The 10,307-nt window shown below is 71.0% G+C and carries 11 protein-coding genes; 5 read left to right on the forward strand and 6 right to left on the reverse strand.

Translation table 11 applies throughout. The annotated features are described in order from the left end of the window. Positions 1–4: 4 nt before the first annotated feature. Positions 5–421: a PPOX class F420-dependent oxidoreductase gene (locus tag ACH34W_RS31645; RefSeq protein ID WP_395964797.1), complete on the reverse strand. Its 417-nt coding sequence runs from the start codon at positions 419–421 to the stop codon at positions 5–7. Positions 422–475: 54 nt separating this feature from the next. Between ACH34W_RS31645 and ACH34W_RS31650 the strand changes: the two genes are divergently transcribed. Next, positions 476–1,090 carry an alpha/beta family hydrolase gene (locus ACH34W_RS31650; RefSeq protein WP_395964798.1) on the forward strand — a complete coding sequence of 205 codons (615 nt, stop codon included), beginning with the start codon at positions 476–478 and terminating at the stop codon, positions 1,088–1,090. A gap of 189 nt (positions 1,091–1,279) precedes the next feature. Here ACH34W_RS31650 and ACH34W_RS31655 read toward each other — a convergent pair whose 3' ends face one another. Both ACH34W_RS31655 and ACH34W_RS31660 read right to left on the reverse strand, forming a co-directional pair. Continuing rightward, the gene (locus ACH34W_RS31655) at positions 1,280–1,483 is read right to left on the reverse strand and encodes a DUF5999 family protein (RefSeq protein ID WP_151570952.1); all 204 of its coding nucleotides are present in this window, start codon (positions 1,481–1,483) and stop codon (positions 1,280–1,282) included. Positions 1,484–1,921: 438 nt separating this feature from the next. Continuing rightward, positions 1,922–2,488, reverse strand: coding sequence for a TetR/AcrR family transcriptional regulator (locus ACH34W_RS31660; protein ID WP_395964799.1), 567 nt, complete (start codon positions 2,486–2,488; stop codon positions 1,922–1,924). 120 nt (positions 2,489–2,608) lie between these two features. Here ACH34W_RS31660 and ACH34W_RS31665 point away from each other — a divergent pair, with 120 nt between their 5' ends. Both ACH34W_RS31665 and ACH34W_RS31670 read left to right on the forward strand, forming a co-directional pair. After that, entirely contained in the window at positions 2,609–3,025 is a 417-nt protein-coding gene (locus ACH34W_RS31665; protein ID WP_395964800.1) for a plectin, read from the forward strand. 214 nt (positions 3,026–3,239) lie between these two features. Then, positions 3,240–3,962 (forward strand): maleylpyruvate isomerase N-terminal domain-containing protein, encoded by a 723-nt coding sequence (locus ACH34W_RS31670; protein ID WP_395964801.1) that lies wholly within the window; start codon positions 3,240–3,242, stop codon positions 3,960–3,962. 26 nt (positions 3,963–3,988) lie between these two features. On the opposite strand, the gene ACH34W_RS31675 is transcribed toward ACH34W_RS31670, so the two are convergent. The 3 genes from ACH34W_RS31675 to ACH34W_RS31685 all read right to left on the reverse strand — a co-directional run bounded on the left by ACH34W_RS31675 (position 3,989) and on the right by ACH34W_RS31685 (position 6,333). Next, the gene (locus ACH34W_RS31675; RefSeq protein ID WP_395964802.1) at positions 3,989–5,371 is read right to left on the reverse strand and encodes a nitrate/nitrite transporter; all 1,383 of its coding nucleotides are present in this window, start codon (positions 5,369–5,371) and stop codon (positions 3,989–3,991) included. Positions 5,372–5,524: 153 nt separating this feature from the next. After that, positions 5,525–5,767: a hypothetical protein gene (locus ACH34W_RS31680; RefSeq protein ID WP_151570856.1), complete on the reverse strand. Its 243-nt coding sequence runs from the start codon at positions 5,765–5,767 to the stop codon at positions 5,525–5,527. Positions 5,768–5,832: 65 nt separating this feature from the next. Further along, entirely contained in the window at positions 5,833–6,333 is a 501-nt protein-coding gene (locus ACH34W_RS31685) for an NUDIX domain-containing protein (RefSeq protein WP_395964803.1), read from the reverse strand. A gap of 285 nt (positions 6,334–6,618) precedes the next feature. Here ACH34W_RS31685 and ACH34W_RS31690 point away from each other — a divergent pair, with 285 nt between their 5' ends. Together ACH34W_RS31690 and ACH34W_RS31695 are read left to right on the forward strand one after the other, a co-directional pair. After that, the gene (locus tag ACH34W_RS31690; protein WP_395964804.1) at positions 6,619–8,754 is read left to right on the forward strand and encodes a molybdopterin oxidoreductase family protein; all 2,136 of its coding nucleotides are present in this window, start codon (positions 6,619–6,621) and stop codon (positions 8,752–8,754) included. Further along, the gene (locus ACH34W_RS31695; RefSeq protein WP_395964805.1) at positions 8,751–10,199 is read left to right on the forward strand and encodes an FAD-dependent oxidoreductase; all 1,449 of its coding nucleotides are present in this window, start codon (positions 8,751–8,753) and stop codon (positions 10,197–10,199) included. The genes ACH34W_RS31690 and ACH34W_RS31695 overlap by 4 nt, the downstream gene beginning before the upstream one ends. Positions 10,200–10,307: the final 108 nt, after the last annotated feature.

A 10,307-nucleotide genomic window follows, 5' to 3' on the forward strand; every position in this document is an offset into this window, starting at 1 on the left:
GGGATCAGTTCGCGACGTCGCGTTCGGCGACGACCTTGTCGATCCGCACACGCACGAGGTACTCGCCGGGCACCGCGTTGCGCTCGCCGAACTCCTTGCCCCTGTCCTCACCCATGTAGCGGCTGCCGATGGCCGTCGCCCAGGTGAGCATCTCGTCAAGGTCGTCCGACAGCGTCGCCTCTCCCTTGATGAGGACGAACGAGAACGGCGGCTCCTGGTCGTCCACGCAGATCACCACTCGCGGCTCACGCCGCAGGATGCGGCCCTTGAGGCTGTCCTTGCCGGTGTTGAACACCAGGTCGGGGCCGTCCAGCACGAACCAGATGGGCGTCACGTGCGGGCTGCCGTCCTTGCGGGTCAGCCCGATCTTCCCGGTGCGGGTCCCCTCGGATACGAAGGCTCGCCATTCACTTTCCGTCATCTTTACCATGGGGCAAGTCTGCCGCACCGGTGCCCGGTGGCTACGGTTGGTCACATGCGGATCGTCACGGCCCACGGCCCGGCGGAGGTCACCCTGGACGAGGTCGGCGACCCTTCGTTCCTGCTGGTGCTGACCCACGGGTCGAACGGGGGAGTGGACGCCCCCGATCTGCTGGCCGTCCGGGACGTCGCGCTCGCCCTCGGCGGGGCCGTCGCGCGCGTGATGCAGCCGTTCCGGCTGGCGGGCCGCCGCGCGCCCGGACCTGCAGTGAAGCAGGATGAGGCCTGGCTAGAGGTCATGAAGCTGCTGCGGGACCGCCACGGCGCCGTGCCGCTCGTTCAAGGCGGGCGCAGCAACGGGGCACGGGTGGCGTGCAGGACCGCCCGGGCCGCAGACGCGGCCGGGGTCATCGCGCTGGCCTTCCCGCTGCACCCGCCGCGCAATCCGGAGCGGTCGCGCGCGGACGAGCTGCGCTCGGCGGGGGTCGAGGTCCTCGTCGTGAACGGCGACCGCGACCCGTTCGGCGTCCCCGATCCGGCGGACGCCGCGGAGGTCGTCGTGCTGGCGGGCGAGCGGCACGATCTCACGAAGGATCCGCCCGCGGTTGGCGCCGCCGCGGAGCCGTGGCTGCGCCGCTGGAGCGGCATCCGCTCCAGCGGCACCCGCTGACCGCGCCGCACGCACCTAGCAAGAGACGCCCGCACGGAGCGGGCGTCGTAGCGGGTCGTGCGAACTGAGGGTCATGCGAACTGAGGGGTCGTGCCCCTCTGGGCCGCGAGTCGGCCCAGAGGTCTCGGGCAGGTGAGCTTGCCCCCGAGGATGATCACCCGTTTGGACTAGTCCCCCGTATGGGACAGTTCAGGCGGCAGACGGAGCGATCAGATCCGTCGGCCGGTGCGGTGCGATGACTTCCCCGTCGGGCAGCAGCTCACCGGTGTCCTCGAAGAGCACGACGCCGTTGCACAGCAGGCTCCACCCCTGCTCGGGGTGGTGCACGATCGTCCGCGCGGCGTCGCGGTTCGGTCCGTCAGGAGAGGGACATGGTGGCTGGTGCGGGCACATCAGCGTGCCTCCGGTCTTCAACTTCGGTGCGGTTTGGTGTCGTCCTTATGACGTTCCCCAGTGTGATGCGGTTCGCATCGTCGCGGCCATAGCCCGTTGGGACGGTTGTGCTTTGGTACCGGGGTACCGGATGGCTGTGACCCGCCTCACCCTGAGGTGCCACTCATTATGTTCCGCTTGATCGATTAAGGGTGGAGAACGACACGCCGTCCGCCGGACAAACGATTCACCCTGATTCGCGTCCTGGCCTGTGCGGCTGTTCGCAGCCTGCTTCGACGACGCGTTGTTCCCGGGCGGCCGGGCGGCCGATCCGGGCGCCGGCCGGGCGATGACCGAGTTGCCCGAGCGGCTGGAGCATGAGGTGGAGTTCCCGCCGGAGCAGACCTATTGCGGCCAGATGCCACCGGTACTACCGGCTACCAAGGGGAGGCGGCGGCGTCAGGGGTTGATGGCGGCCAGGATGAGGTCGAGCCCGCCGTTGAACCGGGCGTTCCAGTCGACCGTCTCGCCGGAGCCGTCCGGCGTGCCGCGTGCCTCCAGCGCCGCGTGCCCGATGACGTACCCGAGCAGGGTGTGCGCGGCGACGGCTGCCGCCGCCTCAGGGATCCCGCCCAGCCGCAGCGCCTCCTGGAGCGAGGCGGTCGTGGTGGCGAGGGCCGCCGGATTGCGGCGGGTGACCAGCAGGGGCAGCACCCCGGCGTGGTCGAGCAGCCGGGCCCGGTAGACGCGGGCCCAGCCGCGCAGGGCCTCGCGCCAGCCCGCTGCGCCCCGCGTCTCGGCGGGGGCGATGGCGACGTGGGCGACGAGGCCGTCCAGGAGCTGTTCCTTGCCGCGGGGGAGGTGGTGGTAGATCGCCATCGCCTCCACCTCCAGGGCGTCGCCGAGACGCCGCATCGTGAGGCGGCCGAGCCCCTGGCCGTCCACGATCTGCAGCGCGGCCTCGATGATGCGCTCGATGCTGAGGGGTGCGCGGTTCTGGGCGTTGATCGCCGGCTGTCGGACCATGACCTGACCTTACTGCGTAAAGGGCGCGAGTTGGGCGTCCCGCGCCGCGACACGCCGGGGCCTGGGCGTACGCTTACCCGGAGCTGGATCTGGAACGCCGGGATTCGAAGGAGTCACCCCATGCCGCTGGGCCGCCGTGTGAACAAGGAAGTCATGGAGATGTACGAGGCCGACCAGCGGCTCGCGGGCACCTACAAGGACCGGCTGGCCGAGGCCGCCGAGGCGGAGAAGGCGCTGCGCACCGCCGAGACCGAGGGGGGCACTGAGACCGAGCTGCACGAGCTCGCCATCGCCTTCGACAAGGCCCTGACCGAGGTGCTGCTGGCCGCCGAGGCCGCTGAGAGGGCCGCCGCCGGGACGAAGACCTATGTCTCGGAGTCGGCGGATCCCAAGACCAGGCGGGCCGCCGAGATCGCCCGCCGCAAGGCCAAGGCGCGCCCGGCCGTCACGCCGTTGACCGGCGAGGTCGACCGCCTGCGGACCGCGCGCGAGCAGCACCGGATGGCCTTCCGCGTCCGGCCTGCGACCGCCGTCTGAGCGCCCGCCGGGGCCGTGGCTCCGGTCGCGGCTTCGCGACACAGCATTCACACCGGGTGGCACCGGCCGCCGAGTTCTGAGAATCTACCTTCTCGGGGATCGCCGGGGGGCTTCCCGCACCGGCCGCGGGGGGAGGACCGTGCCGGCGTGGCCGGAGCGCCCGGCGTCAGGGCCGTACGAACATCACGGTGCTCTTAACGCGGGGGGAAGTCACGTGGAGCGCACGCCGCCTGATCGGCATCGCGTACTCGAGTCCTATCAGGACGGAGTACAGGCGATCCGGTCGCTGGCGGACAGGGTCGGCGACTGGAACGTGCCGACCCCGTGCACGGACTGGCTGGCCTGCGACCTGGCCGGTCACCTCCGCTGCGTCGCGGAGAACTTCCTGGAATACCTCCAGGACTCGCCCGACAGCCGGCTGGCCAAATTGTTCGCCCAGGACGCCGCCTCCGCGGTCCTGATCCGCCAGCAGGCCCGGCAGAACGCGACCGAGCTCGCGGTCCTGCCCCCCGAACCCGGGCCGTCGCGCATCATGGCGTTCACGGTGTCGGCCGGCGCCTACGCCGACCTGATGCCGGACATGTGGGACCGCACCCATCTGATCTATCGCGGCACCAAGTACACCGTGGGCGACCACGCGGGCGCCGCCTGCGTCGAATGGCACCTGCACGCCTGGGACCTCGCCAGGGCGATCGGGGCCGATTACCGGCCGCGTGACCCCGAGCTGCTCGTCTCGGCGTGGCACTGGGGTGTCCCGCACCTGCCGCTGGCCCCGGGAGACGCCTGGGAGGCGGTGCTGCGCTCCTCGGGCCGGTCACCGGGCTGGCCGGTGGAGGAGGCAGTTCGCCCTCATCTCCCTCAGGAGGCGCCCAGCCTCGCGACACGCGGCGCGCCGGCCGCGCCCGGACGTCGCCGGGTACGCGGCCGGCGCGCTTGACCGGCTGGAGATCAGACTGTGCTGGATCAGACTCCGACCAGCTTCCTGCTGTGCGTGCGGATGTAGACGACGTAGGTCAGTGCGAAGCACAGGGCGTAGAAGGCGATGAAGGCGATGTAGGCGCCGTCCCCGGTCTTGTAGGTGAGGAACGACTGCCGGAAGGCCACGTTGACCAGCACGCCGCCGAACGCGCCGACCGCTCCCGCGATCCCGATCAGGGCGGCCGCGAGCCTGCGGGACTCGACTTCGGCCGCGCCCGCGTCGCCGCCGTTGGCGACGCCCAGCTCAGCCTTCGCCCGGAAGATCGCCGGGATCATCTTGTAGGTCGAGCCGTTCCCGAGGCCGCTGAACACGAACAGCAGGATGAAGCCGGTGAGGAACAGTGCCAGCGACTTCTGCTGCGAGGCGATCAGCACCACGGTCGCGGCGGCCGCCATCGCGACGAAGTTCCAGAAGGTCACCTTGGCGCCGCCGAGCTTGTCAGCGAGCGCGCCGCCGAAGGGACGGATCAGCGAACCGAGCAGCGGGCCCAGGAACGTGAGGTAGGCGGCGTCGATCGGCGTTGGGAAGTCGGACTTGAACTGCACCTGCAGGACCTGTCCGAACGCGAAGCCGAAGCCGATGAACGAGCCGAACGTGCCGATGTAGAGCACCGACATGATCCAGGTGTGCGGGTCCCTGCTCACGTCGCGCATCCCGCGCTTGTCGTTGCGGGCTTGCGACAGGTTGTCCATGAAGAGCGCCGAGCCGAGGGTGGCCAGCACGATGAACGGGATGTAGATCCCGGCGACCAGGCCGGGGTGGTCCTTGCCCGCGGTGGCCAGCACGAGCAGGCCGACGAGCTGCACCGCGGCGACGCCGAGGTTGCCGCCGCCGGCGTTGATGCCGAGCGCCCAGCCCTTGAGACGCTGCGGGTAGAAGGCGTTGATGTTGGCCATCGACGAGGCGAAGTTGCCGCCGCCGACACCGGCGATCGCCGCGAGGATCACCAGCGTGGAGTACGAGACGCCCGGCTCGATGAGGAACGCGGCCAGCACCGAGGGGACCAGCAGCAGCGCCGCGCTGAAGATCGTCCAGTTGCGCCCGCCGAACTTGGCGACGGCGAACGTGTAGGGGATCCGCAGCACGGAGCCGAACAGCGCAGGGACGGCGGTGAGCATGAACTTGCCGGCCGGGTCGATGCCGTAGGCCGGACCCAGGAACAGCACCAGCACGGACCACAGTGTCCACACCGAGAACCCGATGTGCTCGGAGAAGATCGAGAAGATCAGGTTGCGGCGGGCGACCTTGGCGCCGCCGTTGGCCCAGAACTCGGGCTCCTCGGGCCGCCAGTCGTCGATCCAGTGACCCTTGATCCGGGTCAGTGGCCGCCCGCGGCCTTTCTGTGTGACTTCGGTCGTGACGGTCATCGGGACTCCTCGTCGGTGGCTTTGCGTGGCCGACGCTAGGAGCCGCGAGTTTCGCCGGTGTGTTTCACGTAATGCGACAGTGATAACTCTGCTGCACCGCGCCCGGCGCGTGATGTGAGGGCGCGAGGCCCGGCCGCCCTGCTCAGCGCCAGGTCACACGTGATCGACGAGCGCTTCGGCCCGGCGCGGGTCGGCGCTGCGGGCGCAGTGGGCCGAGCAGTACCAGCGCCGGTCGACCTCCACTCCGTGGCCGAGGATCCGGCACTCACAGTGTTCACAGATCGGCGCCATCCGGGTGATCGCGCACTCGAACGAGTCGAAGGTGTGCACCGCCCCCTGCGCGTGCACCTCGAAGCTCATCGCGTAGTCGTTGCCGCAGACCTCACAGGCTGCCATCGACGGTCCCTCCGTTTCTCCCATCCGTCAGTTCCGTACGCGATCTACCCACCCTGCCGCGGGTTCTATCCTTCGCCGTCACCCAGAGCGACGAAGGAGGGCTCCCGGCCGTCCTCCAGGTAGATCGCCCGGCGCTCGGCGAGCCCGCGCAGGCTGGGTTCCATGCGGCGGGCGATATGCGGCGGGGCGAGCTCGGGGATCTTCTCGACGGCCACCAGGACGTGGTCGGAGAGCTCGTCGGCGGGCAGCCGGATGGCGGCGGCCTGGTCGGCCGTGATGACACCGGCGAAGACGAACACGTTCACCGCGTCCACGCCGCCGCGGGGGGACCCCCAGTCGACGCAGACCAGTCCGTCCAGGCGGGGCACGAAGCCGAGCTCCTCCTGGCACTCCCGCACGCAGGCGGTCAGGGGCGACTCGCCGTCCTCGATGACCCCGCCGGGCAGGAACCAGCCCTCCTTGTAGGTGGGCTTCACCAGCAGGACCCGCCCGAGGTCGTCGAGCAGGAGGGCCGCGGCTGCGCCGCGGGTGCGCGGCAGTGAGGCATAGTAAGCAAGGTCGGGCATAGACCGAGGTTAAGCGGCCCCGGCCGGGGCCGCGCGGACGCAGCCGGACACCGGGACCACTTCCGTACGCGAGATCGGAGGGGTACCGCGAATCCGTTCGGGATGGGGCCGGGCGGCGACGAATGGGCCCTGGTGGACGCCGACAACGCTCGACACGTGATCGCCGCGCGCCACGTCTACGTCCTACCAGTCTGACCTTGGAGAACGGAAGCGCGTGAGCGGCATTTAACATCCGGGTCACAAGCGGGACGCAAGCGTGAAATGCCCCCCGAACACTCTCGGGACATGACCGAGACCCCGACGCACTGTCCCTACTGCGCTTTGCAGTGCGGCATGACCCTGGGCGGCAGCCCCGTCCAGGTCACGCCGCGCGAGGACGTGCCCGCCAACCGAGGGGGCCTCTGCCAGAAGGGCTGGACGGCGGCGGAGATGCTGACGGTCCCGGACCGGCTGACCAGCCCGCTGATGCGTGCGCGGCGCGGCGCGCCGCTGGAGCCGTGCGGCTGGGACGAGGCCCTCGACCGGATCGCCGCCGAGACCGGGCGGTTGCAGGCGGCGCACGGCAAGGACGCGATCGCGGTCTTCGGCGGTGGTGGCCTCACCAACGAGAAGGCCTACCAGCTCGGCAAGTTCGCCCGGATCGCACTGGGCACCTCGCAGATCGACTACAACGGGCGTTTCTGCATGTCGTCGGCCGCCGCGGCCACCAACCGGGCGTTCGGCATGGACCGCGGCCTGCCGGGCCCGATCACCGACCTCGGCCAGGCCGACACGATCCTGGTCGTGGGCGGCAACGTCGCCGAGACCATGCCTCCGTTCATGCGCCACCTGACCGAGATGCAGGACCGCGGCGGCGCGCTGATCGTGGTCGATCCGCGCCGTACCGCCACGGCACGCCAGGCCGGCCTGCACCTTCAGCCGACGCCCGGCACCGACCTGGCCCTGGCCAACGGGCTCCTGCACCTGGCCTTCACCGAGGGGCTGGTGGACGAGGAGTACATCGCGGCCAGGACCAACGGGTTCGAGGCCGTACGGACCGTGGTGAACGGCTACTGGCCCGACCGGGTGGAACGCATCACCGGCGTGCCGGTGCCGCACATGCGGGAGACGGTGCGCTTGCTGGCCCGCGGCGGCCGGTCCCTCATCCTCACCGCCCGCGGCGCCGAGCAGCACGCCCGCGGTACCGACATGGTGACCGCGTTCATCAACCTGGCGCTGGCCCTCGGCCTGCCCGGCCGGGAGGGCTCCGGTTACGGGTGCCTCACCGGGCAAGGCAACGGTCAAGGCGGCCGCGAGCACGGCCAGAAGGCCGACCAGCTGCCCGGATACCGCAAGATCGACGACCCCGCGGCGCGTGAGCACGTCGCCGCTGTCTGGGGCGTGGACCCTGACAGCCTTCCGGGTCCCGGACGGTCGGCGTACGAACTGCTGTCGGCCCTCGGCACCGCCGACGGGCCGAAGGCGATGCTGTTGTTCGGCTCCAACCCGGTGGTGTCGGCGCCGCGCGCCTCCGCCGTCGAGGAACGGCTGGACGCGCTGGATTTGCTGGTCGTGGCCGACTTCGTGCTCTCGGAGACGGCGCAGCGCGCCGACATCGTGCTGCCGAGCGCGCAGTGGGCCGAGGAGTCGGGCACGATGACCAACCTGGAGGGGCGGGTGCTGCGCCGCAGGCAGGCGGTGCGGCCCCCGGCCGGGGTCCGGTCCGACCTGGAGATCCTCGCCGCGCTCGCCGACCGGCTGGACTCCCCGGGCAAGTGGAGTTGTGAGCCCGCCGAGGTGTTCGACGAGCTGCGCGCGGCGAGCGCGGGCGGCCTGGCCGACTACTCCGGCATCACCTACGAGCGGATCGAGGCCGAGGGCGGCGTCTTCTGGCCGTGCCCCGGGGAAGATCACCCCGGGACGCCGCGGCCGTTCCTCGACCGGTTCGCCACACCGGACGGGCGGGCGCGGTTCACCCCGGTCGAGCACCACGGCCCGGCCGAGGACGTGGACGACGAGTACCCGATCTACCTCACCACGGGCCGCGTCCTCGCCCAGTACCAGAGCGGCGCGCAGACCCGGCGGGTGCGGCCGCTCGTCAAGGCCGCCCCCGAGGCGTTCGTGGAGCTGCACCCCGACCTGGCCGAACGACTGGGCATCGACGACGGGTCCGGAGTGCGGGTGGCCAGCCGGCGGGGCACCGCCACCGTCCGGGCGCGGCTCACCGACGCCATCCGGTCCGACACGGTCTTCATCCCCTTCCACTGGGCGGGGGCGGAACGGGCGAACCTGCTCACCAACCCCGCCCTCGACCCCATGTCGCGCATGCCGGAGTTCAAGGTGTGCGCCGTACGCCTCGAACCAGCCGAGTCCTCGAACGTCACTGCAACCGACGTCACTGCAACCGACGCCAGTGAGACACCGAACGGAGCGAAGCTGTGAGCATCGTCGTCATCGGCAACGGGATGGCCGGATCGCGGTTCGTCACCGAGCTGCGGGACCGGGACCGGGAGACGCCGCTGACGGTGTTCGGTGCCGAGCGCCAGCAGCCCTACAACCGGGTCTTGTTGTCGAACGTCCTCGCCGGGATCGCGGGACCGGACCAGATCGGCCTGGTGGACCCCGCCTGGTACGAGCGCAACAACGTCGAGGCGCGGCTCGGCGTCGAGGTCGTCCGCATCGATCGTGACGCCAAGGAGGTGCACGCCTCTGACGGCAGCGTCACGCCGTACGAGACGCTCGTCATCGCCACGGGGAGCACGTCGTTCGTGCCCCCGATCCCGGGCACGGAGGGGGGCCTGCCCGCCGGGGCGGTGGCCTTCCGCACCCTAGACGACTGCAGCGCGATCCTCGACGTGGCCTCGACCGCCCGGAGCGCGGTGGTGGTCGGGGGCGGCCTGCTGGGCATCGAGGCCGCGCGCGGGCTCGCCGGACGCGGGCTGGAGGTGACGGTCGTGCATCTGGCCGGCCACCTCATGGAACGCCAGCTTGACCCCGGGGCCGGGAAGGTGCTGGCGCGGACCCTCCGCCGCCTGGGGATCCGTGCCCTCCTGGAGGCCAACGTGACCGGATTGCGCGTCGGCGCCGACGGCGCGCGGGTCACCGGGGTCGAGCTGGCATCCGGCGACGTGGTGGCGGGTGACCTGGTGGTCATGGCCTGCGGCGTGAAGCCGGAGGTCGGGTTGGCCCGCGCCGCCGGGCTGGAGATCGACCGCGGTGTCGTGGTGGACGAGACGCTGACCTCGGTCACCGATCCGGCCGTCCGGGCGATCGGGGAGTGCTCGCAGTACGGCGACGTGGTCTACGGCCTCGTCGCGCCGGCCTGGGAGCAGGCGACGGTGCTGGCCGACGTGCTCACCGGGGCGGACACCGGCGCGCGGTTCACCGGCGCGCGGCAGATCACCCGCCTCAAGGCCGCCAGCGTGGAACTGGCGGCGATGGGGGAGACCCACCACGGCGACGACGATCCCGACGTCGAGGTCATGCAGTTCGCCGACGCCAGCCGGGGCACCTACAAGAAGGTCGTCATCAGGGACGACCGGGTGATCGGGGCGATCCTGCTCGGCGAGACGAGCACCGCCGGCACGCTCACCCAGCTCTACGACCGGGCGGCGCCGCTGCCCGCCGACCGGCTCAGCCTGTTCTTCCCCGGGATGGGCGGCGTCCAGACCGCCGATTCACCGGTGCGCATGCCGGACGCCGCGACGGTCTGTCACTGCAACAACGTTTCAAAGGGGCAAATACGTACGTGCTGGGAGAAAGGTGCGCGTTCGGCGGCGGAAGTCGCCGCCGAGACGCGGGCGAGCACCGGCTGCGGCGGCTGCCGCGATGCCCTGGAGGGCATAGTGGCCTGGCTCGATGAACAGGAGTCGGCACCCGTCGGGTGAGCCCTGGGGACTCTCTCCCGCCGCCTACCGGACCGCCCTTCCGTCCACTGAACCCCGTCGCGACAGCGGCGGGGTTTTGTGGTGTGCGAAAGAACCACCGAATTTCGC

The sequence above is a fragment of the Actinomadura sp. 6N118 genome (genome assembly GCF_044326415.1).
Taxonomy (GTDB): domain Bacteria; phylum Actinomycetota; class Actinomycetes; order Streptosporangiales; family Streptosporangiaceae; genus Spirillospora.